This is a genomic window from Rhodococcus sp. 14-2483-1-2, from assembly GCF_002259405.1.
In the GTDB taxonomy this organism is placed as follows: domain Bacteria; phylum Actinomycetota; class Actinomycetes; order Mycobacteriales; family Mycobacteriaceae; genus Rhodococcoides.
Map to the genome: position 1 here is coordinate 212606 of NZ_NPFW01000014.1, position 26222 is coordinate 238827.

The window sequence follows — 26222 nt, forward strand, 5'->3', positions numbered from 1 at the left end:
AGCATTGGCAACTAGCTGCTGAGTCACAATTCGATGTTGTTCGGGAACATTAGCCGAAGTAAAGGCGTATACCGGTATACGAGCTATTCACCACGCACCACGAGGAGCGGTCATGTCCAACCGTCAACGCACTTCCGAAATCGTCAGGGACGTCGTCGTATTCGTCACCGGAGCCGTACTCGTCGCATCCACCGTCTGGCTGCCCGTCCAGGGAGACCAGGAAGTCACCGGTGCCATCCTCGTGCTCGGCATTCTCGCCGCATCGACCGCGCTGTGGGCGATCGGATCGTCGTCCAGACAGAGTCACTGGACCCACGTCGGCCTCGGCCTGCTGCTCGCGGTCTCGCCCGCGCTGATGGTGTTCCCGTCCGGATTGCTGGCAGCGGACCTGTTCGCCATCGTCGGCGGACTCGTGATCGCCGCCATGGGTGCGCTCGGGGTGCTTTCCTCGCGTCGGACTCCGATCACCTCTCGGGTGATTGCACGCAGTGACGAGCACACCGGCGTTCGCGTCTGAGCCTTCTCTGCAACCGGTGCTCCACTCCCGGGGGCGTGCGCGATGAATATCGTGCGCGGCCCCGGGAGTGGAGCATTCTGTGCATTCATCGCCTCGATTCCCGACGTCGCCGGATCACCGACGCAATCTCGCCGGCGATGACGTCCGGTGCGGCCAGCACGTCGAATGCCGAGTAGCGCAGCACCAGCCAGCGATCGAGCACCAAAGCGTTCTGCCTACGCCGATCCTTGCTGAATACCCCAGCTGCACTGTGAAATTCACGCCCGTCCACTTCGATGATCGTTCGGCTGCGACGGTCGACGAGGTCGCAGATGTACGGACCGACTACCGCATTCATCTCCAGGTACAGCCCGATCCGGTGCAGCGCGCGTCCCAACGCCCGCTCCGGTTCCGAGGCGAATCTGGTCACCGCCAGCCGAACTTGGCGAGCCAACTCTGCGTTGCCGCGTCGACCTGGGAATCGTTCGAGCAGGCGGAGCAGTGACGCGGGGTCGAGTCCGAATTTCAGGCGTTCGTCGATCAGCAACTCGGCCTCGGCGCGGGGGAGTACCGCCAGGCAATCGAGAATCGTCTGTGCGGGCGTGGTGCACGGCAGGGACTCGACCTCGTCGACGAGCCTGGAATCGAGTGCGCGACGATGTAGCCGAAGCCATGGCGGTGGCCGCAACCTCGCCGAGCGAGGGACGGTGGCGTCGAGGGTGGTCGGTTCGGTCGTCCAGCCCCGCAGGTACGCGGCCGACCGGTGACTGAGCACGGCGTCCGGTCGCCACAACGAAACGGCCCGACACCGATCCATCGTCGACGGTTCCCCGCACATGTGGACCGTCGGCAGAACACGGGTGAAGCGCCGCGAGACGGTGCTGGGGTGGAGCCCGGAGGCGAGGAGCTGCTGAAGGGTGGCGGGTCCGGGAGTGGAGCCTGCGGAATGACCCTGGAGTCTGGGGGTGGAGCCTGCGTCGGTGTTGTCGGGTGTCATGGATGCAGCGTCGGCGATGCTGTAGGTGTCCTCCGACGCTCGACCTGGGGGAATGCAGTGCCCTGTGGATAGCTGCGTGTCTGTGGATGAGTGCACGTAGTGCTCCACTCTGGGGCGTCGGGCGCGTGATTTCGTGGGAAGTGGCGTCGAGTGGAGCGCCCCGCGCGTGTCCACATCTTGAGACCGAGGTACTGTGATGTCGGTCACAAGATCGGCAGTTTCTGACTCGATTCAGACGCCCCCGCCAAACCGTACAAGCGTCCTGTATGAGTTTTTGTTCATTGCGTTCATCAACTGGGGATTCACCGCTACTGGCGAGTAACCACGCCGTCCGATCGGAGAGGTTTGCGCCGACCGAAAATTTGCAACATTAGCAACAGTGTCGGGAAAGCTAGCCAAGATTGGCACTAACAACTGGTAGACGCCTGTTTTCGGGTGTGCCATTGTTTTGGAGTACACCAGAAGGGCCTGGCAACGATGTGAAGATTCGTCTCGAGGCAGGCCGAGAAGCAGAAGAGACTGGAGCTGAAGATGTCGACCACCGGCACCCCGAAGACCATCGCCGAGATCCAGCAGGATTGGGACACCAACCCCCGCTGGAAGGGCGTCACCCGTAACTTCACCGCACAGCAGGTCTCCGACCTCCAGGGCACCGTCGTCGAAGAAGCGACACTCGCTCGCCGCGGCAGCGAGATCCTCTGGGACCTCGTGAACAACGAGGACTACATCAACTCGCTCGGTGCCCTCACCGGCAACCAGGCCGTGCAGCAGATTCGCGCCGGCCTCCAGGCGATCTACCTCTCCGGCTGGCAGGTCGCAGGCGACGCCAACCTCTCGGGCCACACCTACCCGGACCAGAGCCTCTACCCGGCCAACTCGGTGCCGTCGGTCGTCCGTCGCATCAACAACGCACTCCTGCGCGCCGACGAGATCGCCAAGATCGAGGGCGACACGTCCGTCAAGAACTGGGTTGCACCGATCGTCGCCGACGCCGAAGCCGGCTTCGGTGGCGCACTGAACGCCTACGAGCTGCAGAAGGCCATGATCGTGGCCGGCGCCGCAGGCGTCCACTGGGAGGACCAGCTCGCATCGGAGAAGAAGTGCGGCCACCTCGGCGGCAAGGTTCTGATCCCCACCCAGCAGCACATCCGCACCCTCACCTCGGCACGCCTCGCGTCCGACGTCGCCGACGTCCCGTCGGTCATCATCGCCCGCACCGACGCCGAGGCAGCCACGCTGATCACCTCCGACGTCGACGAGCGTGACCGTGAGTTCCTCGACGGAACCCGCACCGCAGAAGGATTCTTCGGCGTCAAGAACGGCATCGAGCCCTGCATCGCCCGTGCGAAGGCCTACGCCCCGTACGCCGACCTCATCTGGATGGAGACCGGCGTGCCGGATCTCGAGGTCGCCAAGAAGTTCTCCGAGTCGGTTCGCAGCGAGTTCCCGGACCAGCTGCTCGCCTACAACTGCTCGCCTTCGTTCAACTGGAAGGCACACCTGGACGACGCGACCATCGCCAAGTTCCAGAAGGAACTCGGAGCCATGGGCTTCAAGTTCCAGTTCATCACCCTCGCAGGCTTCCACTCGCTCAACTACGGCATGTTCGACCTGGCACACGGCTACGCCCGCGAAGGCATGACCGCGTTCGTCGACCTGCAGGAGCGCGAGTTCAAGGCTGCCGAAGAGCGCGGCTTCACCGCCATCAAGCACCAGCGTGAGGTTGGCGCCGGCTACTTCGACCGCATCGCCACCACCGTCGACCCCAACACCTCGACGGCTGCACTGAAGGGCTCCACCGAAGAAGGCCAGTTCCACTGAGCAGTTCCGCCTCTCCGAACCTCTAGCGCACCAGTCAGGCGGCCCCAGCGATTCGCTGCGGGCCGCCTGATTTGTATCGCCTGGGTTCTGGGCGTACCCCGGAAGAGTTACCCCCATCTCACTTGAACCTGTTGTGCCGCAACATCTATGACTAGGAGCTTCCTGTGACGGTCGAGAGGGTGGGGATCGTCGGAGCCGGGCAGATGGGGGCAGGAATTGCCGAGGTCTGTGCCCGCGCCCATGTCGACGTGTTGGTCTACGAACAGACTCGTGAGCTGACGAGCGCCGGACGCACCCGCATCCTGAAGTCCCTCGACCGCGGAGTGAGCAGCGGCAAGATCACCGAACGCGAGCGAGAGCACGCTGCGGCAAGGCTGCGATTCACCTCCGACCTCGCCGACTTTCGCGATCGCCAGCTCGTCGTCGAAGCAGTACTCGAAGACGAGAAGATCAAGGCCGACATCTTCGCCGAACTCGACTCGGTGGTGACCGACCCCGACGCCGTCATCGCCTCGAACACCTCCTCCATTCCCATCGTGAGCCTGGGAGCCGCGACGACGGCACCCGGCCGCGTCGTCGGTCTGCACTTCTTCAACCCGGTCCCGGTACTGCCACTCGTCGAGCTCGTCACCACCGACCTGACCTCACCGGCAGTGGCCGACCGCGCCGAGCGATTCGCAGGCGATGTCCTCGGCAAGCAGGTCGTGCGCTCAGCAGATCGCTCGGGCTTCGTCGTCAACGCGTTGCTGGTGCCGTATCTGCTCTCTGCGATTCGCATGGTCGAATCCGGATTCGCCACCAAGGAAGACGTCGACAAGGCGACGGTGCTGGGTCTGGCGCACCCCATGGGGCCACTCGCACTCGCCGACCTCGTCGGCCTCGACACGGTCAAAGCCATTGCCGATTCCATGTATTCGGAGTTCGAGGAACCTCTCTTCCTGGCACCGCCGCTGCTGCTGCGCATGGTCGAATCGGGCCGCGTCGGCAAGAAAGCCGGAGCCGGTTTCTATCGCTACGAGAACGGCCGAATCGCAAAGTAGACACCGCCCCGGGCGGGTTGCCCCGCGACGGACACCGGAGCGCTATTGTCGGTCTGCGAAACGCAGTCACTTCGATCACAGGAGCGTGTCAGTGAGCAAGTCCACGAAGTCGAACGGTGTGGTTCCCAAGGCATTCGGGATCGGGTTGGCCGCCACCGGTGCCGCCCACTTCGTGGTGCCCGAGGCATTCGAGGGAATCACCAAGCTCCCGTTCCCCACGGACACCAGAACCTGGATCAGTCGTAACGGTGCCACCGAATTGGCCGTCGGCGCGGCGATCGCGTACCCCAAGACGCGTAAGATCGGACTGGTCGGTCTGGGCGCATACGTACTGTGGCTCGGGGCCAACATCGCCAAGAACAGCTGACGTTACTGTTGCAAACGACTCGTTTAGAGCAGGAATAGCCTGGTCGAGGCGGTAGCTGCCTTGCGCTCTCACTGATGCGTAGGTAGCAATGTAGATATGACTTCAGCTACCGCTTACCAGGCCACCGCTCCGGACGCCCCGCTCGAGAAGGCGACGATCGAGCGACGCGCAGTCGGACCGAACGACATCCTCATCGACGTCAAGTTCGCCGGCATCTGCCACTCCGACATTCACACCGCCCGTAACGAGTGGGGCGGCACCACGTACCCCGTCGTTCCCGGTCACGAGATCGCAGGCATCGTGGCCGAGGTCGGCTCCGAGGTGACCAGCCGCAAGGTGGGCGACCGCGTCGGCGTCGGCTGCTTCGTGGACTCCTGTGGCGAGTGCGAGGCGTGCAAGGACGGCGACGAGCAGTACTGCACCAAGGGCGTCGTCCAGACGTACAACTCGAAAACCTACGAGGGCGAGTTCACCCACGGCGGCTACTCCACCCAGATCGTCGTGACGGAGAAGTTCGTTCTCGGCATCCCGGAAGGCGTCGAGCTCGACGTTGCCGCACCGCTGCTGTGCGCGGGCATCACCCTGTACTCGCCGCTCAAGCACTGGGGAGCGGGACCGGGCAAGAAGGTCGCCATCATCGGCATGGGCGGCCTGGGCCACATCGGCGTCAAGATCGCGCACGCACTCGGTGCCCACGTCACCGTGCTGAGCCAGACGGACGCCAAGGAAGCCGACGGCAAGGCCTACGGTGCCGACGAGTACTACGCCACCAAGGACACCACCGCCCTCAAGGATCTGCAGGGCAAGTTCGACCTCATCCTCAACACGGTCTCCGCGAACCTGCCGATGGGCAAGTACCTCGGACTGCTCGCCCGCAACGGCACCCTCGTCGAGCTGGGCGTTCCCGAGAAGCCCCTCGAGGTGCCCGCGTTCAACCTGCTGGCCAACCGTCGTTCCTTCGCCGGTTCGATGGTCGGTGGCATCGCCGAGACGCAGGAAATGCTGGACTTCTGCGCCGAGCACCACATCGGTGCCGAGATCGAGGTCATCCCGGCCGAGAAGATCAACGAGGCATACGACCGCGTCGTCAAGTCCGACGTGCGCTACCGCTTCGTGATCGACGCAGCCACGCTGTAACTGTTTCCTTGGACGCGTGAATGGTCCATTGACCTGCCCAGACGGGGGTCGATGGACCATTCACGTCTTCGAAGCGGGTTCAGCTCTCGGCCAGCCGCTTCTTCTCGTGCTCGACGTCGAAATCTGCTGTGGGCCAATCGAGATCGAGCTTCTCCAGGGCGTCGATCAGGATCTCCGTGACCGCAAGTCTGCTGTACCACTTGCGGTCGGCCGGAACGACGTACCACGGCGCATGATCGAAGTCCGTACGATCGAGGACCCGCTGATACGCCTGTCGGTACTGCGGTAGGAAGCCACGCTCGGTGACGTCGCCCGGGTTGTACTTCCAGTGCTTCTCGGGTCGATCGAGCCGCTCCTGCAATCGCTTCTTCTGCTCGTCGGCCGACACGAACAAGGCCACCTTGACGACGACCGTGTCCTCGTCGACCAGTTCCTTCTCGAAGGCGTTGATCTCGTCGAATCGCTTCTCCCACACCTGCCGTGGCACGAGGTCGTGGACCGCGACGACGAGAACGTCCTCGTAGTGGGACCGATCGAACACCCCGATCCGGCCTGCCCGTGGAAGGGCTTTGCGGATACGCCACAGGTAGTGGTGCTGCTTTTCCTGCTGGGTGGGTACCCCGAACGACGCGAGGTCGACGCCCTGCGGATCGACCATCCCGATGACGTGCTTGACCATGCCGCCCTTGCCTGCGGTGTCCATGCCCTGCAGCACCAGCAGAACCGACTTGGTGCCGCCTGCGCGGCCATGGGCGTAGAGCTTCTCCTGGAGTGCCGCCAGCACCGCTCCGCGCTGCTCGAGGACGTCGTTGCCGTGTGCTTTCGCGCCGTCGAAACCCGGAGTTGCCGTGAAATCGATGTCCTCCACACGGGGAGAGGCGCTGGCGCGCAGCACATCGACGGGAGAGAGCGTCCACAGTTTCGACTTGTCGGCCATAGGCGGAAGACTACTTCTCTACCATGGGATTCATGGCCCCTACCATTGCAAAAGCAGAAACCGTGTCGCGTGAGCAACTGCTCGAGTTCGTCTCTCCGCGGCACCACCACACCCTGATCACTCGCAAGCGCGACGACGGTCTGCAGGTCTCCCCGGTGTCCGCCGGGGTGGACTCGGAAGGCCGCATCGTCATCGCCACCTACCCCGAGCGCGCGAAAGTGCTCAACATCCGCCGCAACTCCGCCGTCACGGTGCTGGTGCACAGTGACGACTGGAACGGCGACTACGTCCAGGTCGACGGTACGGCCGAGATCATCGATCTTCCCGACGCCGTCGAACCTCTGGTGGAGTACTTCCGCAGCATCGCCGGCGAGCACTCGGACTGGGACGAGTACCGCGCGGCGATGGTGAAGCAGGGAAAGTCGTTGATACGCATCGTGATCGACACCTGGGGCCCGATCGCCGCGGGTGGCTTCCCGCCCGGGAGAGTGTGACAAGCCCCCGGGAAGAGTGTGACAAGCCCCCGGGAAGAGTGTGACAAGCCCGCCAGGGAGAGTGTGACAGGCCCTCCTAGGAGGGTGTGACTAGCCCTTCAGCGGTGCCGCGAACAGTGGCACGGCGTTCTCGAGTGCGTATCGGGTGCCTGCGACCGAGGCGGCCGAGAATGCGTTGGACAGGTTCGTGTCACCGAGCACCACGAGCCGTCCGTCGCGTGCCGACGGAAGGCCCTGGATCGACGGGTTGTCGGTGATCACCTCGGGTCCGGTGCCGATGGGGAACATGACGGTGAGGTCGGCGTCGAGCGCGGCGATGTTCTCCTCCGACAGTTCGATGCTGAACGCCCCGGGTTCGGCGAGGGTCTGGATGGCCGGGGTGTTGGTCAGGCCGAGTGATTCGAGGAAGTCGACGCGGGTGTCGCCACGGACGTAGGCACCGACCTGTCCGCTGTAGAGCGTTCCGACGGCGACGGTCTTGTCGGCAAATTCGGGGTTGGCCGCGATGGTGTCGTCGAACAGTGTCTTGGTGTCGTCGACGAGTTTCTTGCCCTCGTCTACCTTTCCGAGCGCTTGGGCGACGATCTCGGTCTGGCCGTCCCACGTGGTGCCGTAGGCGACGTCGGTTCCGGGCGGCGCCGCAACAGTGGGGGCGATCTCGGACAGGTCGTCGTAGACGGCTCTGTCGTTGGTGCTGCGAGTCCACAGGATCAGATCCGGCGCCAGCGCCGCGATCGATTCCATGTCGACGTCGAAGGTGCCCACGATCGTGGGGTCGGTGTCGTAGGTCTCGTCGACCCACGGACCGAGCCCGTTTCCGCCGACGCCGAGCCAGTCGCTGGCACCGACGGGCTGGACGCCGAGCGCCAGCGCGGTTTCGGCGTCCGACCATCCGAGCGCGACCACTCGCTGCGGGTTCGCAGGTACCTCGACCTCGCCGAACATGTCGGTCACGACGACGCCACCGGACTCGGCCGAGTCGGTGGTGCCGTCGGAGTCACTACCGTCGGAGCTGCATGCGGTGAGGGTGAGGGCAAGGGCGAGGGCTGCCGCAGGCAGAGCCGACGAACGTGAGATGCGCATAGGGCACGCTAACCTATCAAGCGGCGAAATGCTCCACGATCTTCGCGCAGAAGGCCGGCAGGTCGTCCGGATTGCGGCTCGACACCAGGTTGCCGTCGACCACGACTTCTTCGTCGACGACGGTTCCTCCCGCGTTTCGAATGTCGGTTCGGATGCTCGGGTAGGACGTCAACGTCCGACCCTTCAGAACATCGGCCTCGACGAGGGTCCAGGCACCGTGGCAGATGACGCCGACGGGCTTGCGGGCCTGCACGAAGGCGCGGACGAACTCCACTGCGTCCGCGTCGACGCGAAGTTGATCGGGGTTGGTGGTGCCGCCGGGCAGAATCAGTGCGTCGAAGTCGTCCGCGGAGACCTCGGCGACGACGCGGTCGACCGTGAAGGTGTCGGCGGCATTGACGTCGCTCTCCATCGCTTGGATGTCGCCATGGTCGAGTGCGACCAATGTGACTGTGGCTCCGGCATTTTCGACGGCTTCGCGAGGCTGAACCAGCTCGACTTGCTCGACCCCGTCGGTGGCGAGAATGGCGATGCGGCGTCCGGTCAAGGTTTCGGTAGTCATACCGTTCGAATGTCCGACGGGGCCGGATCCCAAACCGACGAGCGATGGTACGAATGGACCCATGAGCGAATCACCCATCGAAACTCCGGCCGAGGATCGCGCCCTGCAGAACCTGCCCATCGTGGACGAGCCCGACGAGCCGAGCGCGGATGAGCTGCCCATCGAGGCCGACGCCGGGGACGTGCTGGATCAACGAGCAGAAGTACCCCTGGACGACGACGGGTACGACGAGCGCTAAGGCGTGTTCGGCTCTTCGTCGACCAGAGGATGCGGCTGCGACTTGAACTTCGCGGGGGAGCCGTCGGCCATGGCGACCCCGTGGATTCCGCCCCACATCATCATGCAGAGATAGTCGATCAGATCGTCGGCGGACATCGACTTGTTGGAGATCCACCAGTGCGTGGCCAACTGAACCGCACCGACGATGGCGAAGGCCCACGGCACCGAGCCACCGGAATCCATCTCGCGTTGCCGCAGGCGTTCACCCAACACGGTGGAGAGCAACTCGGCGATCATTCGCTCGGACTCGGCAACCACGTCGCGGTTGTTGCCGGCGTTGTTCGCCATGACGTACAGGTACACCTCGGGATCGGTGGCCACCGTCTCGACGTACGCGGTCACCACGACGCGAGTGAGCTCGTACTCGTCGAGCTCGTGTGAGATCGCAGCGTAGATGCGAGGTGCGAGAGTCGTCTCGACATACCGCGACATCGTCGCGCTCGTCAGGTCGTTCTTGTCGGTGAAGTAGCGGTAGAGAACCGTCTTGGAAATACCGATCTCCGACGCGATCTCGTCCATCCCGATTTCGCGGCCTCGCAACCGGATCGCGGCCAACGTGCCGTCGACGAGCTCTTCGCGGCGCGCGATCTTGTGCTCACGCCACCGACGCTTTCGGCCGTCCGGCTTCTCGACCTTCGGCTTGTCCTCGCTCGGCTCGGACTCGTTCAGCTTTGCCTCCGTCGTATTTCTCGCCACAACCCCACCCTATGCGCCTTGTCCGACACCATTGCAGGCTGCGTCCGGTTGATCTGCCACATTTCTGGGCACAATGTCGGTTGTGCAGCTCATGAACTTCGACGACGAGACCAAACGTCGCGACCTCCGCAAGATGAAAACAGTCGCGACGGGCTTTCTCGTTTTCGCATCGATCGTCTATCTCTTCTGCCGATGGCAGGAGTCGACGGGCGCAGGTGCCTGGGTCGGCTACGTCCGAGCGGCGTCGGAGGCGGGCATGGTGGGCGCACTCGCCGACTGGTTCGCGGTGACGGCACTGTTCAAGCACCCGCTGGGTATCCCGATTCCGCACACGGCTCTGATCAAGAAGAAGAAGGACCAGCTGGGCGCGAGCCTGAGTTCGTTCGTCGGCAGCAATTTCCTCGCGCCCGAGGTGGTGTCCGAGAAGGTCGCGTCGGCTCAGGTTCCGCTGCGATTGGGTACCTGGCTCGCCCAGCCCGACAACGCCGAACGCGTCGCGGCCGAGGCGGCGACCGTGTTACACGGCGTCGTCGACGTACTCAACGACGAGGACATCACCGCCGTCATCGACAGCACCATCGTGCGTCGACTCGCCGATCCGCAGTGGGGTCCGCCGATCGGCCGCATCCTCGACGAGTTGCTCCGCGAGAACCGTCAGCTGCCGTTGATCGACATGCTCGCCGAGCGCGCTCACCAGTGGGCGCTCGGCAGCCAGGAGATGATCGATCGCGTCGTCGCGAGGGATTCCCCGAACTGGTCGCCGAAGTTCGTCGACACTCTGCTGGGGGAGAAGGTCTACAAGGAACTCGTCGAGTTCACCTGGAAGATTCGCTCCAACCCCGAGCACGACGTCCGTCAGGCCGCGAACAAGTTCCTCATCGACTACGCCAACGACCTGCAGCACGATCCGGTGACCATCGAGAAGGCCGAGAAGCTCAAGGCACAGATCATGGGACGCGAGGAGATCACCGGCCTCGCTGCGGCGACGTGGAAGGTGGCCAAGCGGCTGATCACCGAGTCGGTGGACGATCCGACGAGCACGCTGCGCACCAAGATCAAGGAGAACACCGCCAACCTCGGCGTCCGTCTGCGCGACGACGAGGACCTGCGCGCCAAGGTCGACGGTTGGCTCCTCGGTGGCGCGAGCTACATCGCCGCGAACTACGCCGACGAGATCACCACGATCATCGGCGACACCGTCGCGCGCTGGGACGCCGAGGAAGCGAGCAAGAAGATCGAACTGCAGGTGGGACGCGATCTGCAGTTCATCCGCATCAACGGAACCGTCGTCGGTTCCATCGCCGGTCTTGCCATCTACACGATCTCGGATCTGATCTTCGGGCACTAGTGCTAGCAGAGTGCTTGCAATAGTTAGCACCCTTCGGTACCGTCCAGTAGGACACCGAAAACAGGAGGCCGAGATGGCCGATGACGAGGGGGATCTGGTCGCAAAGGCGACCGAGGCGACGCAGGTCGTCGCCGAGGCGGGGGATCTTGTTGCCGCAGTCGTCACGACTGCAGCACAGGACATAGGCAGCTACATCCGATCGCAACGGGAAGCCGCGCAGGTATCGATGCGGCAACTCGCCAGTCGGGCCGGAGTGAGCAACCCCTACCTCAGCCAGATCGAACGCGGACTGCGCAATCCGTCCGCCGAAGTGCTAGCGCAGATAGCCAAGGGTCTGCGCGTCTCCTCGGAGGTGCTGTACGTCCGGGCCGGGATCTTGGAAGCGCGTCCCCACGGTCCGGTGCGCGAAGCTCTGCTCGGCGATGAGCACATCACCGAACGGCAGAAGCAAGTGCTGATCGAGATCTACGACTCGTTCTGTCGTGAGAACGAGTCGACGCAGGAGCCCGAACCCGACGAACAGGAGACACCCGATGTCTGATTCCAAGAACTTCGAGAACGTCAAGACCCCTATCTTCGCAGCCGTCGGTGCAGGCGACGCCGTCGTGCAGGCAGTAGCGGACGTCGTCGCTCAGGTGCGCTCGCGCGCCGAGAGCCGTACCAGCGAGGTCAACGCCCGCATCGCCGACATCTCCGAGGACGTCACCGAAGGTGTCGAGAGCCTGCGCGAGCGCCTGGCGAACCTGCCCGCGGAGCTTCCCGACGAGATCGCCGAACTCCGCGAGCGCTTCACCCCCGAAGAGCTCCGCAAGGTGGCCGAGGCGTACCTCAAGGTCGCCTCCGACCTCTACACCTCGCTCGCCGAGCGCGGCGAGGAGACCGTCGAGCGCATTCGCCGCACCCCGGCCGTCGAAGAAGGCCTCGAGCGCGCCAACACCGCTGCCAACGACGTCGTCGACCTCACCGAGCAGGCCCTCGGAACCGTCGCCTCGCAGACCCGCGCAGTCGGCGAGCGCGCCGCTGCCCTGGCCGGCCTCGCGTCGGACAAGGTTCGTGAAGGTGCCGAGGAAATCTCCGAGGCCGCCGACGAGCTCGCCGAGAACATCGACGAAGCAGGCGACGAGGCCAAGGACAAGGCCGTCGAGGCTTCCGACAAGGTGAGCGGCGTGGCAGGCAAGGTCGAGGCCAAGACCCGCAGCAGCGCGAACTCGCCGATCAAGAAGCCTGCTCCGGCACCCGCGAAGAAGACGGCACCGGCACCGGCTGCCAAGAAGGCCGCGCCGGCTCCGGCCAAGAAGGCTCCGGCGAAGAAGACCACTCGCTAAAGCATTCGTAAAGAAAACGACCCCTGCGCCGCGCGGTGCGGGGGTCGTTTCTCGTACACTGGCCGCGTGAGCATCGCCGGCAGCTTCAGCTACTACATCCTGACCTTTCTGCAGATCCTCGGAGTGGTAGGCGCAGGATTCGCGATCTTCCATGCCCTGCGTCAGCGCGCCGACGCCTTTCCTGCCGTGGACAAGCTCACCAAGAACGCTTGGCTGGCCATTCTTTTCGTGGGTCTGCTCCTTATCCTGGTCTCCGGAGTGATCGGATTCCTGGGCATCATCGGTGTCGTCGCCGTGTGCGTGTACCTCGTCGACGTGCGACCGAAGATCGACAGCATTCAACGCGGACCCCGCTGGTAGGCAGCCGCATCGCCGCTCACGAGATGGTGGGCGTACCGTCTACCGCACCCGCCAGGGGGTCGAGGTAGAGGGGAATTTTCTGTGGTTTCACGCAAGGTAGTCGAACGTGTGCTGTTCGGAATCGGCGGCGCGGCCGCGGCAGCCTCCGTCGGTGCATTCGTCGTCCGGCGGCGTCGCCTGCATTCGTTCACCAGGACGACCGATGTTCGGCCCGACGAGCTTCTGAAGCATCCCACGATCGAGCCGCTCGTCACCGAGGTGGTCACCGACGACGGTGCGCACCTGCACGTTCGCAGCTACGGTGACGCCGATGCCGAACCGATCGTCTTCAGCCACGGCTGGACCTGCTCGGCCGACTACTGGTTTCCGCAGATCAACGCCCTCGCCGGCCGCTACCGCGTCATTGCCTACGACCAGCGTGGCCACGGCCGCAGCGACGTGGGAACGCGACCGCTGAGCCCCGACGTGCTGGCCGACGATCTCGCCGCCATCCTCTCCGCCACCGTCGCCGAGGACAACAAGGCCGTCCTGGTGGGCCACAGCATGGGCGGCATGTCGATCATGGCGTGGGCCGGGAACTATCCCGAGCAGGTCGATCGACTCGTCAGTGCCGTGCTGCTCGCCAGCACCGCGACCGACTCGCTCGTCCGCGAAACCACCGTCATCCCACTGCCGCAACGCTTCCCGCGCGTCCCGACCCCCGTGGGGAAGGCCGTGCTCAGCTCGGCACTTCCGCTGCGCCCGTCACCGGTGGTGCGCCAAGCCATCAAATACATCTCCATGGCACCCAGTGCTACTGCCGCCGAGGTGGCGTTCTGCGAGAAGATCGTGCTCGAATGCGCGCCGCGCACCCGCGGCATCTGGGGTGCGGCACTCACGGACCTCGACATCCACGAAGCGCTCGAGAACATGTCCGTCCCCACCAGCGTGCTCGTCGGATCGGCCGACCGATTGACCCCGCCCGTGCACGCTCGCAAACTCGCCCGCGCCCTGGACGATCACGATCACCTGAGCCGACTGATCGTGATCCCGGGCATCGGACACATGAGTTCCGTCGAGGCAATCGACGAATTCAACGCCGAAGTGGTTCGGCTCCGGAACCTGTGATCGTTCGGGTCCCGCCTAGCTGAACACCACGGTCTTGCGGCCGTGCACCAGGACACGATCCTCCAGGTGCCACCGCAGGCCGCGGGAGAGCACCAGCTTCTCGATGTCGCGGCCCTGACGCACCATGTCGGCCACCTCGTCGGAATGGTCGACGCGGATGACGTCCTGCTCGATGATCGGACCCGCGTCGAGCTCGGCCGTCACGTAGTGGCACGTCGCCCCGATCAGTTTCACGCCCCGCGCGAATGCCTGGTGGTACGGACGTGCGCCGACGAACGACGGCAGGAAGCTGTGATGGATGTTGATGGCCCGGCCCGCCCAGTGCGTGCACAGCGACTCGGGGAGAACCTGCATGAACCGTGCCAGCACCACCGCGTGCGGGTCGTAGGAATCGACCAGCGATCGCACTTCCTCGAAAGCAGGCCCGCGCTCGGCCGGTTCCTTCGCGAACTCGACGTGATGGAACGGGGTGCCGTGCGCGGCGGCGATCGGCTCGAGCGACTTGTGGTTGCCGATCACCGCGGAGATCTGAGCGGGCAGCTCGCCGCCCGCTGCGCGGCCGAGGAGGTCGTGCAAGCAGTGTGCTTCCTTGCTGACGAGCAGGACCACGCGCTTGGGTTCACCCGAATCGTGAAGTGTCCATTCGGTTTCCGGGCCGAGCTCGGCGGCGACCACGGCGAAACGGGTGCGTAGCTCCTCGATGGTCATGTCCACGGACGACGCGCGTACGGCCTGCCGGGTGAAGAACCAGCCGGTGTCGGGATCGGCGTGATAGGCGGCCTCGACGATCCATCCACCGACCTCGGCGAGGAAGGTCGAGATGCGGGCGACGATGCCCGTCTTGTCGGGGCAACCGAGCGACAGGACGTAGCGGCGATCGTCGGATACGGAAGAACTCATACCGCCGATTGTCTCAGGGCGTCCGTACCCCGGTTGCCACCAGTGTCCCGAGATCGATCGAATCGATTCCGCGCTCGGTCAGCAGCGCAGTGAACTCGGCACGGATCTGCGTCCGGGTCGCATCGTCGAACGGTGTCAGCGCGCCCCGCATCGCGCTGCCCAGCACGAGATCCCACACGAACAACTCCGTCGCGGGAACGTGGTTGGACAGCTCCACGACCTCGACATCGGTGGTGCCGGCCGCGGTGAGCCATGCGGACAGAAGATCCGCCGTCTCCATTCGACGGATCGGGTGCTTGTCGTACCCGTCCTGCGCGAGTGGCCCGTCGTGCTCGTTCGGCGGCGAGTGCGCACCGATCACCTCGAAGTACGTGCTCGCGAACGCCTCGATCGCACCCTTGCGCCACACCGTCACCCCGACGCGACCGCCCGGACGAACCAGAGACACCAGACGAGCGAAGTCCCCCTCGGGATCGGGCAGAAAGAAGATGCCGTACGAACAGGCCAGCGCGTCGTATCCGGCATCGGGAACCGTCGACGGCGGCTCCCACTCGGTGGCGTCGGCGAGAACGAAGTCGATGTTGCGCAGGGCGCGATCGGTGGCTTTCACGCGGCCCACCTCCAACAGGTCGTCGGCGAGATCGATGGCATGCACGAGACCGTCCGGGCCCACCGCCGCGGCCGCAGGAATGGCCGACGCCCCGGTGCCGGAACAGACGTCGAGAACCGCGTCGCCGGTGGCCAATCGGAGTGCGAAGGCGAGAGACTGCCCGGCCGGGCCCCACACCTGCGGCGTCAGGCCGTCGAACTCCCTGCTGGTGGCGTTGAAGGTGGCGGCGAGCGACGCTGCGGTCATGACCGAAAATCGTAGACCGACAGGGTTACGAATGGCAGAGCTGTGAAAAGCTGGACCGTATGACACTCACCCGCGCCGCCCTCGCCGGAATGGTCGACCACACCCTGCTCAAGCCCGAAGCCACCCAGGCCGACGTGGCCGCCCTCATCGAGGAAGGCCGCGAGCTTGGAGTGCTCGCCGTGTGCGTATCGCCGTCGATGCTGCCGATTCGCGCCGAGGGAATGCTCACCGCCGTCGTCGCCGGATTCCCGTCGGGCAAGCATCATTCGCTGATCAAGGGATCCGAGGCCAGGCTCGCGGTGCAGCAGGGTGCCGACGAGGTCGACATGGTGATCGACGTCGGCGCGGCCATCGCGGGGGACTACAACGCGGTGTTGGCCGACATTGTCACCGTCCGCGAAGGGATCGCCGGAAGCGCAGTCCTCAAGGTCATCATCGAATCTGCAGCGCTGTCCGACGACGCGATCGTCGAGGTGTGCCGCGCCGCCGAGAAGGCCGGTGCCGACTTCGTCAAGACGTCCACCGGATTCCACCCCGCGGGCGGAGCGAGCGTCGAAGCCGTGCGATTGATGGCAGAGACCGTCGGCGGTCGACTGGGCGTCAAGGCCAGCGGCGGCATCCGCACCACGGACGCCGCCCTGGCCATGATCGACGCGGGCGCAACACGATTGGGACTCTCGGGCACCCGCGCGGTGCTGGACGGATTGAGCTAGAGCGACTGCGAGGATTACGCGACGAGCGAGCAACCCTCGGGAGTCGGCTGATTCTGATCCTGCTGGGTCATCGGAATCGTGTACTGCCCGCCTTCGAGCGTGAGCTCGATGCCGCTGTCGGTGACGGTCAGCGACGTCGGAGCCATGTCCAGCGGGTAAGCCTGCAGGCTGTCGGTCAGCACGCCGACGACGGAGTCGACCAGATCGGTGGGAATGCCGAGACCCAGGATCGACGCGTCGACGGTCTGGAAGTCGACCCTGCCGTCCACGACCTGCGGCTTGACGGTGAGGTTCGCCAGAGCACCGACGGCGAAGTCGAGGGTGCCCGCCGATGCATCCGAGGTGACGCCGGAGACGATCGCGCCGATGCCCTGGCTCTGCAGGGTGCGGGTGATGCCGTCGGTCGACCACGAGATGTCGGCGCTCGAGCTGCCGATGGTGCCGCCGGAGTCGGCGGTCTGCGTCAGATTCAGATCACGTGCCTCGGCCTGGACGACCATGCCCTCGGCGGGTCCGAAGCGCGCGTCGTTGCTGTCGACGGTCACCGAGGAGACCTTCTTGTCCACCAGCGAGAGCAGGACCGGCTTGAGGCCGAGACCGACCTCGACCTGGCTGCCGAGCTCGGATTCGAGCTGTCCGGCGAGACAGGATTTGATCTGCTGACGCACGAACAACTCGCCACCGATGACGGCGACGAGGAGGACGACAACGACGGAGACTGCGATCAGCGGTGCGGTGCTGCGCCTTGCTGTGGATGACATTCCTGGCAGTCTTCCCGATGATTCTGAGCAAGCTCTGTGAAACTCGCCGAACCCGTGTTCTCGGTGCGAAACTTTGTGACCTGTAACACATTGTGACGTAGGCTTGCGTGATGAGTACGACAGAACCGAGCGTGCACGAGCTGCACTCGTTGGCCACTCGTCAGGACGGCTATTTCACGGCCGAGCAGGCCGGCGAGCTCGGCTTCGATTCTGCGATGGTGCGCGTCAATCTGGCCACGAACACGTGGACTCGCGTCGAGCGCAACCTGTTCCGGCTCGGCCAGTGGCCACGCAGCGAACTCGAAGTGTTCGCCATGTGGTGCGCCTGGTTCGGCGGTGAGGCCGTGATCTCGCACCAGAGCGCGGCGGAGCTACACGGATTCGGGCACCTGCACCCTCAGTTCGTACACGTCTGCGCATTCGGCGACCTTCGACTGACCGACACCAGGCTGGCGGTTCATCGCCTACGACTCGAGCCACGGGACGTCGAATCTGCAGGCACGTTCAACCTCACCACGCCGGTGCGTACCGTGCTCGACCTCGCCGCTGGTGGCATCTCCCAGATCACCCTCGACGAAGTGGTGTGCGACGCCGTCGCGATCGGTCGCGTCGACCCGCAGACGCTGTACTCCGAGGCGGGAAGCAGCACCGACCGAGTGGCCGAACGCGTCGAACTGGCACTGTCTGCCTGCACGTAGCCGCGGGATCGGGTGCAGCCGGCCGCGCTGAGCGCGGTCGGCTGCACCCGATTCACGGTGCAGGTGCGACCGTCGACCAGGGGACGGTCAGCACGTTGTCTCGCATCCGTCGGCGGGGGAGTGTGATCGGAAGGCCTTGTTCGACAAGCACTTTCATGGCTGCGCGCCACCGAATTCGAGGCCCGAACGGTGCCAGTGGTGCCGACACCGACCACGCTCTGTCGGCCCGTCGAAGCAGATCGTGCACGAGCTCACCCTCGATGTTGCGATGTATCAACACCTTCGGTAGCCGCTCCGCGATGTCCGACGGCATCTCGACGTCGAACGGATCCCATGCCAGCGTCAGTGAGCGCGGCCCATCGGCGTCGAGCAACACCCAGGCGCAGCGTCGACCGAGCTCGTCGCAGGTGCCGTCCATCAGTAGGCCGCCGGGCGCCAGGCCCGTCAGAATGCGTTGCCAGGCAGCAGGTACCGCATCCTCGGGATACTGCCGCAGTACGTTGAACGCCCGCACCAGGTTGGGGCGCAAGCCCGCCAGCTCGAAACCGCCGCGGGCGAACTCCACGCCGTCACTCCCCGGTACGACGCGTGCGGGGTCGATCTCGAGACCGGTGACTCGGAGATCGGGCCGGACGGTGCGCAGTCGACCGGCCAGCTCGAGCGTCGTGTTCGGCATCGCCCCGTACCCGAGGTCGACGACGAGGGGATTCGGCGAGTCGAGCAGAACGCGTCGAACATCGGGGTTGTGCATCAGCCACCGGTCGCTGCGACGCAACCGATTGATGCCGGTGGTGCCGCGGGTGATGACGCCTTCAGGCCTGCTCAGGGCTAGGCGTTCTCTTCGAGCCAGTCGGCGGTGACTTCGCCTTCACCGCGCCACAGGTCGATGAGGTTGACGAGCATGAGCTGCTCGAGCTTGCCACCGATGAACGGCAGGAAGACCTTGGCCTCGGAGGAGGTGCGCAGCGTCGAACCGCCGTTGGTGGGGAAGAGCGAGGTGGTGCCCTTCAGTGAGCCGGGTCCGGCCGGAATCGACGCGTCGTAGTGGCCCGCGGTGACTTCCTCGTAGGCGTCGAAATGCACGTTGCGGGTGATGACCATGTCTTTCTTCATGACCGTCTGCGCGATGTCGGGCAGTTCGGTGCGCGGGATGACGTGGTGCATCACGATGTCGATTCCGGCGTCGGACACCTCGAAGCTCTTCAGCTCGTTCTCCGAGTACTTACGCATCTCCTCGATGCGCGCATCCCAGTGATCGCGACTGGAGAGCGCTGCATAGACCTGCTGCGTCGAGTGGGTGAACCGGGCGGAGTAGTTCATTCGGCGAGCCATAGTGCGCCAGGTTAGCTGCTTGCTTGCGCCGCAATCCAGTTACCGGTGAAGTCCTGTTCGTTGTCGATGAGCGAGAGCACCTGCTCGCTGATCATCGCTTCGATCTTGCCGCCGAAGATGGGGACCTTGACCTCGGTGGTGCCGGCCAGCGCGATGGTCGTCGCATCGACGGTTGCATCGAGGGTGGTGGTGCCGGTGATGCGGGCCGGTGCGCCTTCGACGGTCGCTCCGAACGTGCCGTCGGCGTGGGTGCCGTCGAACGGTCCCCAGCTCTCGGTGCGTTCGATGATGAGGTCGCCCTTCTTGAAGGCGGTCACCGCGGACGGCAACTGCTCTTCGGGGACGGCCTGGGTCATGACGACGTCGATCGTTCCGTTGCCGACGGTGACGCTCTTCAGGCTGGCACCCGGTCCGCCGATCTGCTCGATGCGGTCCTTCCAGTACTGCTCGGACGTCAGTGCAGCGTGGACCTTGTCGGCGGAGGCGGGCACAGTCGAGCTGTGCTCAATAGGGCGAGGCATAGGCGCAGGTTACCGGGTGACTGAAGACAGCAGTGCGCGACCGGTAGCGTGAGAGTCCGTGCCTACTGCAATTTCGGAGCTCACCACCATCCGCGTGGGTGGCCCGGCCCGTGAATTCACCGTTGCGACGACCGGCGACGAGTTGGTCTCCCTGGTGCGCGACGCGGATCGCGCGGGGACCGACGTGCTGGTTGTCGGCGGCGGATCCAACCTGGTGGTCGGCGACGACGGGTTCGACGGCCGGGTGATTCGAGTGACCGGTTCGCGGCTGGACATCGACGGCGAGATCGTGACGGTCGACGCAGGCGTCGAGTGGGATGCCGTCGTCCAGGCGACGATCGAAGCAGGTCTGTCCGGCATGGAAGCACTGTCGGGCATTCCCGGAACCACCGGCGCGACGCCCATCCAGAACGTCGGCGCGTACGGCGCGTCGACGTCGGAGCTGCTGCACGGCCTGACCGTCTACGACCGTGAGACCGAGGAGACGGCGGTGTGGACGCCGGAGCAGTGCGGTTTCGGAACGCATCGGTCGTCGGTGTTCAAGCGATCCTCGCGGTACGTGATCTTGGATGTGACGTTCGCGCTGAAGAAGACGACCGAGTCGCTACCGGTGCGCTACGCGGCGTTGTCGGAGCGTCTCGATGTGCAGATCGGCGACGTCGTACCGGTGCCGGACGTGCGCGCGGCCGTGCTGGCTCTGCGCGGCGAACGCGGCATGGTGCTCGACGCAGGAGACCACGACACGTGGAGCGTCGGATCGTTCTTCCTCAACCCGGTGCTGGCCGAGGTGCCCGAGGCCGCAGCGCACGCACCCAGCTTCCCCGACCCCGCGGGAACCAAGATCCCGGCTGCCTGGCTGATCCAGAACGCGGGCTTCCCTCGCGGGTACGGCACCGAATTCGGGCGCGGCACCGCGGCGTTGTCGTCCAAGCACGTGTTGGCCGTCACCAACAGGGGTGGGGCGAGCGCGTCGGACATCATGGCGCTGGCCACGCACGTGCGAGACGGGGTGCAGGAGAAGTTCGGCGTCACGCTCACGCCCGAATGTGACCTCGTCAACTGCGCGCTGGGTTAGGGCCGGTCGAAACGGCGCATACGATGGAGCTTTGCAAGTGAAAGCTCGTAGGAGGTAAATCAGTGCAGGTCACCAGCGTGGGACATGCGGGATTCCATATTCGGACCGACGCCGGAAGCATCCTGTGCGATCCGTGGGTCAACCCGTCGTTCTACGCGTCCTGGTTCCCGTTTCCCGACAACTCGGGCCTGGACTGGGACGAGTTGGGTGATTGCGACTACCTCTACGTCTCGCACCTGCACAAGGATCACTTCGACCCGAGGAACCTGGCCGAGCACGTCAACAAGGACGCCACCGTGCTGCTGCCGGACTACCCGGTGCTCGATCTCAAGCACGAGCTCGAGAAGCTCGGCTTCCACAAGTTCTACGAGACGACGGACTCGGTCAAGCACACGATCTCCGGCCCCAAGGGCGATCTGGACATCATGATCATCGCGCTGCGCGCGCCCGCCGACGGTCCCATCGGCGACTCGGGTCTCGTCGTCTCGGACGGCAAGACCGTCGCGTTCAACATGAACGACGCGAGGCCGGTGGACCTGGACGTGATGACCGAGAATTTCGGTCCCGTGGACGTGCACATGCTGCAGTATTCGGGCGCGATCTGGTACCCGATGGTCTACGACATGGTCTCGCGTGCGAAGAAGAATTTCGGCATCCAGAAGCGTCAGCGTCAGATGGATCGGGCACGCCAGTACATCGAGCAGGTCGGCTCGACGTGGGTCGTCCCGTCGGCGGGCCCGCCGTGTTTCCTGGACGACGAACTGCGCTCGCTCAACGACGTCTACGGCGACCCGGCCAACGTGTTCCCGGACCAGATGGTGTTTCTCGAGCAGATGCGACTGCACGGGCACGACAAGGGCCTGCTGATGATGCCGGGCACCGCTGCGACGTTCGACGGTTCCGAATTGATCTCGCACGAGCACCCGATCCCGACGGCCGAGGCCGAGGCCATCTTCACAACCGGCAAGGCCGAGTACATCGAGGCCTACGCCCAGCGTCAGGCTTCGGTCATCGCCGCGGAGAAGGCAGCGTGGGCTCCGGCCGAGGGCGAGCCGTTGCTCGAGCCGATGCGAGGCCTGTTCGAGCCGATCATGGCGCAGACGGATCTGATCTGCGACGGCATCGGTTACCCCGTCGGAATCACCATGGGCGACGAAACCGTTGTGCTCGACTTCCCGAAACGGATTGTGCGCGAACCGATCTCGAACGAGCGGTTCCGCTACAGCTTCACCATCCCGCCGGAACTGGTACGCACCGCCATCCGCGACCAGGAGCCGGACTGGGTCAACTCGATCTTCCTGTCCACCCGCTTCCGTGCCCGACGCGTCGGCGGCTACAACGAGTTCCTCTACACGTTCTTCAAATGCCTCACCGACGAGCGCATCGCCTACGCCGACGGCTGGTTCTCCGAGGCGCACGACGACACGGCCACGATCACGATGGGCGGCTACGAGATCCAACGTCGTTGCCCGCACCTGAAAGCGGACCTGACGAAGTTCGGCATCGTCGAGGGGAACAAGCTCACCTGCAATCTGCACGGGTGGGACTGGAGCCTCGATTCCGGCCGCTGCCTCACCTCGAAAGGGCACGAACTTCGAACGCGCAAGCTGTGAGACTGCCCCCAAAAATCGGGGTAGTTCGCAGACGCAGGTACGTTGGACAACGTGCATGAGCAGGTAGAACAGACAAAACGGACGCGCACGGTGTGGTTGATCGCCGTGCTCGTCGCCTTGGTGGCCCTCGTGGCAGGCTGCACCGTCGGATCGGGCGAGGGTGGCTCGGGTGCCGCGGCCCCGACCACCGAGGCAGCGCCCGTCGCACAGATCACCGAGAACCCGGTCGCAGGTGCCGTCGACGTCAGTCCCGTCGCGCCGATCTCGGTCTCGGTCACCGACGGAACGCTCACCCAGGTGGCGTTGACCAACCCCGACGGCAAGGTCGTCCAGGGCGCGCTCTCGCCCGACAAGACCTCGTACGCCGTCACCGAGCCCCTCGGCTACGGCGTGCAGTACACGTGGTCCGGCTCGGCCCTGGGCAGCGACAACAAGACCGTCGACATCACCGGTGCCTTCACCACCGTCGAGCCCGACAGTCGTACGTCGGTGAGCACCAACATCGGCGACGGCCAGGAAGTCGGCATCGCTGCGCCGATCATCCTGCAGTTCGACTCGGCCATCGCCGACAAAGCCGCCGTCGAGAAGGCATTGACGGTGACCACCAACCCGCCGACGCCCGGCGCATGGGCCTGGTTCCCCGACGACAACGGCTCGCGCGTGCACTGGCGTCCCACCAACTACTGGGCACCCGGCACCACGGTCTCGGTGAACGCCAAGCTCTACGGCGTGAACTACGGCGACGGCGCGTACGGCGCCGACGACGTCACCCTGAACTTCAGCATCGGACGCAGCCAGGTCGTCGTCGCCGACGCGACCAGCCACCGCATGCAGGTGGTCCGCGACGGCCAGACGATCATGGACATTCCCGTCAGCTACGGCGAGGGCAACGAGGACCGCAACGTCACCCGCAGCGGCATCCACGTCGTCACCGAGAAGCACGAGGACTTCCTGATGTCCAACCCGCCGTTCTACGAGAACGTCCGCGAACGCTGGGCGGTGCGCATCTCCAACAACGGTGAATTCATCCACGCCAACCCGCTGACCACCGGTGTGCAGGGCGCATCGAACGTCACCAACGGATGTATCAACCTCTCCGACGCCGACGCTCAGCAGTACTTCCAGACGGCGATGTACGGCGATCCCGTAGAGGTCACCGGAACGCGCATCGACCTCTCGGCAGCCGACGGCGACCTGTACGACTGGGCCATCGACTGGTCGACCTGGGAGTCGATGTCGGCACTTCCTGCCGGCGGAGCGACCGCGACCACGACACCTGCGACAACGGCACCTGCGCCCGCAGGGTGAGCGCAAGTGCCGTAGGCACTACTTACGGGAGAAGCGCCCCGGACCGGCCTGATCACGTGGCTTGATGATGATCTGGTCCAGGTTGACGTGCGACGGGCGAGATGCGACGAAGCCGATCACCTCGGCGATATCGCTTGCCACGAGCGGTGTGATGCCCTGGTAGACCGCGTCGGCCTTGTCTGCGTCGCCGTCGAACCGGACGAGGGAGAACTCGGTTTCCACGGCACCCGGCGCGACCTCGGTCAATCGCACCGGCTTGCCCAGCAGCTCGCCGCGCAACGTCCGATGCAGCACTGCCTGAGCGTGCTTGGCCGAGGTGTAGCCCGAACCGTTGTCGTACGCCTCGAATGCCGCAACCGACGTGATGGTGACGATCAGGCCGTCGCCGGAGTCGATCAGCTTGGGCAGCAACGACTTCGTCACCCGCAATGTACCGAGTACGTTGGTCTCCCACATCCAGCGCCAGTCGTCGAGGTCGGCGTCGATCACCGGGGCCAAGCCCTTCGCGCCACCGGCGTTGTTGATCAACACGTCGACGCGGGGAATGACCGCGGTGAAGGCAGCGACCGAATCCTCGTCCGTCACATCGAGTTCCAGGGCAGTGCCGCCGATCTCCGACGCCAACTCCTCGAGCCGGTCGAGGCGGCGGGCTCCGATCACGACGTGGAATCCGTCGGCGGCGAGTTGGCGGGCGGTGGCCGCGCCGATGCCGGAGCTCGCTCCGGTGACGACGGCGATTCGGGCATCGGGGGAAATGTGTTCGGACGAGGTCATGGTGAAATTCTATGCCCGGCGTACCCCGTGCTTTCCGATGCCCGATTGGACTTCGGACGCGAGGGTGCTAATTTTGGACTCATGTCCGCCAGTGAGACCACCGCGATGCGGGTCACCTATGTGACCGCATCCCTCGGTTCTCGCTTGCCGCTTCCTCGGGAACTGTGTTGTCCCGGCCAAGGAATCCGTCTCTAGCTCCCTCTTTCGAGCTGCAGACAGTCGATTCGCGTGTCGTGGTTCTTCGCGACCACCGCACCTTTCCTTGACCTGCATCACTTCACTCCTTCGTCGTTGTCCATCCACGACGGAGGTCTGCCATTGCTGAGGACCACAACGGATGTCTGTTTCAACGCTGCACCACCACACCGGCCCCACCTCTCTTCGGTCTCTCGCGAGGCCTCGATCGCGCGTCCAACTCGTCGCACCCGATCTGCGGATCGCCGACAGCCCCGCCGCGTCGGTACTGCGAGTGGCCTGCGTCGAAGGTCCCATCTCGCGCGAGCGTGCTGCTCGCGCAACCGGTTCGAGCATCGCCACCGTCAACCGTCAGGTGTCGGCCCTGCTCGCCGTCGGGATGCTCCGTGAGCGCGCAGACCTGACGGCTCCGGGGGCGATCGGACGCCCGCGGGTGCCGTTCGAGGTCAACCACGAACCGTTCTCGACCATCGGCATCCACATCGGAGCCGTCGTCACCGGCATCACCGTCAGCGATCTGCGGGGACGCATACTCGGTGCCGTCGAAATACCCACGCCCGCCGGCTCTTCGGAGGCAGCGCTGGCCTCCGTCACCCGCAGCGCCGGTGCCTTCGCCGGACGCTGGCACCGTCGCACCCCGCTGTGGGTCGGGGTGGCGATCGGTGGACGCGTGGACACCGCGAGCGGCACCGTCGACCATCCGCGGCTCGGATGGGAGAACGGCCGCGTCGCCGGCATCATCGGCGGTGGACTCGGACTGCCGATCTCGGTCTCCGGGCACGTCGAGGCCATGGCGGCCTCGGAGCTGCTCCTCGCCCCGCGTCTGTCGGACAGTGTTGCGGCGCAGAGCAACAGCGGAACGTCGCTGTACTTCTACGCACGCGAGACCGCGGGCATGGCGCTGACCATCGACGGCCGAGTGCACACTCCCACGAGTGGTCCGGGCTCCATCGCGCACCTACCCACCGGATCGTCGGCGCTGTGCGGCTGCGGAAATCGGGGATGCCTCGAGGCCTCCGTGAGCGATCGAGCGGTCGTCGCAGCGGCCGTCGACCGCAGGATCGTTGCACCGCAACCGAACCCGAGTATCGCGGCGGTGTACCAGGCGGCGCAGGGTGGCTCGGAGGCCGCGCGGGAGTTGCTCGTCGAGCGGGCACAGATTCTGGGTCGGACGGTGGCGCTGCTACGTGACATGTTCAATCCGGACCGCGTCGTACTCGGAGGCCAGGCGTTCACCGCGTACCCGGCCGGAATTCCGCACGTGGGGGAGGCCTTCGCCACGTATTCGACGTTGGCGCGCAGGGATATTCGGGTGACCGGCTTCGGTGACAAGGTGCAGGAATACGCCGCAACCGTGGTGTCGCTCAGCGCCCTGTACTCCGATCCGCTCGCCTCGATGCGCAGGGCCGCGGCGTAGGTTCACCTAC

At 65.1% G+C, this 26222-nt stretch carries 30 protein-coding genes; 18 read left to right on the forward strand and 12 right to left on the reverse strand.

The window, feature by feature from the left end; all coding sequences use genetic code 11:
- Positions 1 to 112: 112 nt before the first annotated feature.
- Complete coding sequence (locus CH295_RS14490; RefSeq protein WP_094741102.1) at positions 113 to 517, forward strand: SPW repeat domain-containing protein; 405 nt, start codon at positions 113 to 115, stop codon at positions 515 to 517.
- A gap of 85 nt (positions 518 to 602) precedes the next feature.
- On the opposite strand, the gene CH295_RS14495 is transcribed toward CH295_RS14490, so the two are convergent.
- A complete protein-coding gene (locus CH295_RS14495) occupies positions 603 to 1493 on the reverse strand; it encodes a DUF559 domain-containing protein (RefSeq protein WP_141217026.1) in 891 nt (296 codons plus the stop codon).
- Positions 1494 to 2024: 531 nt separating this feature from the next.
- Between CH295_RS14495 and aceA the strand changes: the two genes are divergently transcribed.
- From aceA to CH295_RS14515, 4 genes are all read left to right on the forward strand, one after another.
- Positions 2025 to 3314, forward strand: a complete 1290-nt coding sequence (gene aceA, locus CH295_RS14500) for an isocitrate lyase (RefSeq protein WP_037186862.1) — start codon at positions 2025 to 2027, stop codon at positions 3312 to 3314.
- 164 nt (positions 3315 to 3478) lie between these two features.
- Positions 3479 to 4354 (forward strand): 3-hydroxybutyryl-CoA dehydrogenase, encoded by an 876-nt coding sequence (locus CH295_RS14505; protein ID WP_037186864.1) that lies wholly within the window; start codon positions 3479 to 3481, stop codon positions 4352 to 4354.
- 91 nt (positions 4355 to 4445) lie between these two features.
- Positions 4446 to 4721, forward strand: a complete 276-nt coding sequence (locus tag CH295_RS14510) for a DoxX-related protein (RefSeq protein WP_094741104.1) — start codon at positions 4446 to 4448, stop codon at positions 4719 to 4721.
- Positions 4722 to 4817: 96 nt separating this feature from the next.
- On the forward strand, positions 4818 to 5858 hold the full coding sequence (locus tag CH295_RS14515; protein ID WP_037186868.1) for an NAD(P)-dependent alcohol dehydrogenase: 1041 nt from the start codon (positions 4818 to 4820) through the stop codon (positions 5856 to 5858).
- A 79-nt stretch (positions 5859 to 5937) separates the two neighbouring features.
- Here the strand turns inward: CH295_RS14515 and CH295_RS14520 are convergent, their stop codons facing one another.
- The gene (locus CH295_RS14520; RefSeq protein WP_094741105.1) at positions 5938 to 6795 is read right to left on the reverse strand and encodes a PPK2 family polyphosphate kinase; all 858 of its coding nucleotides are present in this window, start codon (positions 6793 to 6795) and stop codon (positions 5938 to 5940) included.
- Positions 6796 to 6827: 32 nt separating this feature from the next.
- On the opposite strand from CH295_RS14520, the gene CH295_RS14525 reads away from it, so the two are divergent.
- On the forward strand, positions 6828 to 7289 hold the full coding sequence (locus CH295_RS14525) for a PPOX class F420-dependent oxidoreductase (RefSeq protein ID WP_094632769.1): 462 nt from the start codon (positions 6828 to 6830) through the stop codon (positions 7287 to 7289).
- Between the two features lie 90 nt (positions 7290 to 7379).
- On the opposite strand, the gene CH295_RS14530 is transcribed toward CH295_RS14525, so the two are convergent.
- Together CH295_RS14530 and CH295_RS14535 are read right to left on the reverse strand one after the other, a co-directional pair.
- Positions 7380 to 8372, reverse strand: coding sequence for an iron-siderophore ABC transporter substrate-binding protein (locus CH295_RS14530; RefSeq protein ID WP_094741106.1), 993 nt, complete (start codon positions 8370 to 8372; stop codon positions 7380 to 7382).
- Positions 8373 to 8388: 16 nt separating this feature from the next.
- Entirely contained in the window at positions 8389 to 8934 is a 546-nt protein-coding gene (locus tag CH295_RS14535) for a type 1 glutamine amidotransferase domain-containing protein (RefSeq protein ID WP_094741194.1), read from the reverse strand.
- A 61-nt stretch (positions 8935 to 8995) separates the two neighbouring features.
- On the opposite strand from CH295_RS14535, the gene CH295_RS27800 reads away from it, so the two are divergent.
- Positions 8996 to 9172 carry a hypothetical protein gene (locus CH295_RS27800; RefSeq protein ID WP_170945909.1) on the forward strand — a complete coding sequence of 59 codons (177 nt, stop codon included), beginning with the start codon at positions 8996 to 8998 and terminating at the stop codon, positions 9170 to 9172.
- Here CH295_RS27800 and CH295_RS14540 read toward each other — a convergent pair.
- Positions 9169 to 9909: a TetR/AcrR family transcriptional regulator gene (locus tag CH295_RS14540; RefSeq protein WP_037186871.1), complete on the reverse strand. Its 741-nt coding sequence runs from the start codon at positions 9907 to 9909 to the stop codon at positions 9169 to 9171. The two genes, CH295_RS27800 and CH295_RS14540, sit on opposite strands and share 4 nt — an antisense overlap.
- A 73-nt stretch (positions 9910 to 9982) precedes the next feature.
- Between CH295_RS14540 and CH295_RS14545 the strand changes: the two genes are divergently transcribed.
- The 5 genes from CH295_RS14545 to CH295_RS14565 all read left to right on the forward strand — a co-directional run bounded on the left by CH295_RS14545 (position 9983) and on the right by CH295_RS14565 (position 14049).
- Complete coding sequence (locus CH295_RS14545; RefSeq protein WP_170945910.1) at positions 9983 to 11257, forward strand: DUF445 domain-containing protein; 1275 nt, start codon at positions 9983 to 9985, stop codon at positions 11255 to 11257.
- A gap of 73 nt (positions 11258 to 11330) precedes the next feature.
- Positions 11331 to 11798 (forward strand): helix-turn-helix domain-containing protein, encoded by a 468-nt coding sequence (locus tag CH295_RS14550; RefSeq protein ID WP_052047273.1) that lies wholly within the window; start codon positions 11331 to 11333, stop codon positions 11796 to 11798.
- Entirely contained in the window at positions 11791 to 12582 is a 792-nt protein-coding gene (locus tag CH295_RS14555) for a heparin-binding hemagglutinin (protein WP_094741107.1), read from the forward strand. The genes CH295_RS14550 and CH295_RS14555 overlap by 8 nt, the downstream gene beginning before the upstream one ends.
- Before the next feature lie 72 nt (positions 12583 to 12654).
- Positions 12655 to 12942, forward strand: coding sequence for a DUF2516 family protein (locus tag CH295_RS14560; RefSeq protein ID WP_371828356.1), 288 nt, complete (start codon positions 12655 to 12657; stop codon positions 12940 to 12942).
- 81 nt (positions 12943 to 13023) lie between these two features.
- On the forward strand, positions 13024 to 14049 hold the full coding sequence (locus CH295_RS14565) for an alpha/beta fold hydrolase (RefSeq protein WP_094632679.1): 1026 nt from the start codon (positions 13024 to 13026) through the stop codon (positions 14047 to 14049).
- Between the two features lie 15 nt (positions 14050 to 14064).
- Here CH295_RS14565 and purU read toward each other — a convergent pair whose 3' ends face one another.
- The gene (purU, locus tag CH295_RS14570) at positions 14065 to 14949 is read right to left on the reverse strand and encodes a formyltetrahydrofolate deformylase (RefSeq protein WP_094741108.1); all 885 of its coding nucleotides are present in this window, start codon (positions 14947 to 14949) and stop codon (positions 14065 to 14067) included.
- 13 nt (positions 14950 to 14962) lie between these two features.
- Entirely contained in the window at positions 14963 to 15805 is an 843-nt protein-coding gene (locus CH295_RS14575) for a class I SAM-dependent methyltransferase (RefSeq protein WP_094741109.1), read from the reverse strand.
- A 59-nt stretch (positions 15806 to 15864) separates the two neighbouring features.
- Between CH295_RS14575 and deoC the strand changes: the two genes are divergently transcribed.
- Positions 15865 to 16518, forward strand: coding sequence for a deoxyribose-phosphate aldolase (gene deoC / locus CH295_RS14580; protein ID WP_037186881.1), 654 nt, complete (start codon positions 15865 to 15867; stop codon positions 16516 to 16518).
- 14 nt (positions 16519 to 16532) lie between these two features.
- Here deoC and CH295_RS14585 read toward each other — a convergent pair whose 3' ends face one another.
- Positions 16533 to 17279 (reverse strand): LmeA family phospholipid-binding protein, encoded by a 747-nt coding sequence (locus CH295_RS14585; protein WP_170945911.1) that lies wholly within the window; start codon positions 17277 to 17279, stop codon positions 16533 to 16535.
- Between the two features lie 110 nt (positions 17280 to 17389).
- On the opposite strand from CH295_RS14585, the gene CH295_RS14590 reads away from it, so the two are divergent.
- On the forward strand, positions 17390 to 17977 hold the full coding sequence (locus tag CH295_RS14590) for a type IV toxin-antitoxin system AbiEi family antitoxin domain-containing protein (protein WP_094741110.1): 588 nt from the start codon (positions 17390 to 17392) through the stop codon (positions 17975 to 17977).
- 52 nt (positions 17978 to 18029) lie between these two features.
- Here CH295_RS14590 and CH295_RS14595 read toward each other — a convergent pair whose 3' ends face one another.
- The 3 genes from CH295_RS14595 to CH295_RS14605 form a co-directional block, all read right to left on the reverse strand.
- Positions 18030 to 18728 carry a class I SAM-dependent methyltransferase gene (locus CH295_RS14595; RefSeq protein WP_252342045.1) on the reverse strand — a complete coding sequence of 233 codons (699 nt, stop codon included), beginning with the start codon at positions 18726 to 18728 and terminating at the stop codon, positions 18030 to 18032.
- Positions 18729 to 18805: 77 nt separating this feature from the next.
- Positions 18806 to 19309, reverse strand: coding sequence for a DUF2505 domain-containing protein (locus CH295_RS14600; protein WP_094741112.1), 504 nt, complete (start codon positions 19307 to 19309; stop codon positions 18806 to 18808).
- Between the two features lie 11 nt (positions 19310 to 19320).
- Complete coding sequence (locus CH295_RS14605; RefSeq protein WP_094741113.1) at positions 19321 to 19830, reverse strand: DUF2505 domain-containing protein; 510 nt, start codon at positions 19828 to 19830, stop codon at positions 19321 to 19323.
- A gap of 58 nt (positions 19831 to 19888) precedes the next feature.
- Between CH295_RS14605 and CH295_RS14610 the strand changes: the two genes are divergently transcribed.
- From CH295_RS14610 to CH295_RS14620, 3 genes are all read left to right on the forward strand, one after another.
- Positions 19889 to 20905: a UDP-N-acetylmuramate dehydrogenase gene (locus CH295_RS14610; RefSeq protein WP_094741114.1), complete on the forward strand. Its 1017-nt coding sequence runs from the start codon at positions 19889 to 19891 to the stop codon at positions 20903 to 20905.
- A gap of 62 nt (positions 20906 to 20967) precedes the next feature.
- Positions 20968 to 22518, forward strand: coding sequence for an MBL fold metallo-hydrolase (locus CH295_RS14615; RefSeq protein WP_094741115.1), 1551 nt, complete (start codon positions 20968 to 20970; stop codon positions 22516 to 22518).
- A gap of 51 nt (positions 22519 to 22569) precedes the next feature.
- Positions 22570 to 23826 (forward strand): L,D-transpeptidase, encoded by a 1257-nt coding sequence (locus CH295_RS14620; protein WP_170945912.1) that lies wholly within the window; start codon positions 22570 to 22572, stop codon positions 23824 to 23826.
- Positions 23827 to 23844: 18 nt separating this feature from the next.
- Here the strand turns inward: CH295_RS14620 and CH295_RS14625 are convergent, their stop codons facing one another.
- On the reverse strand, positions 23845 to 24600 hold the full coding sequence (locus CH295_RS14625; protein WP_094632686.1) for an SDR family NAD(P)-dependent oxidoreductase: 756 nt from the start codon (positions 24598 to 24600) through the stop codon (positions 23845 to 23847).
- A gap of 337 nt (positions 24601 to 24937) precedes the next feature.
- On the opposite strand from CH295_RS14625, the gene CH295_RS14630 reads away from it, so the two are divergent.
- Positions 24938 to 26212 carry an ROK family protein gene (locus CH295_RS14630; protein WP_094741117.1) on the forward strand — a complete coding sequence of 425 codons (1275 nt, stop codon included), beginning with the start codon at positions 24938 to 24940 and terminating at the stop codon, positions 26210 to 26212.
- The last annotated feature ends 10 nt before the right edge of the window (positions 26213 to 26222 follow it).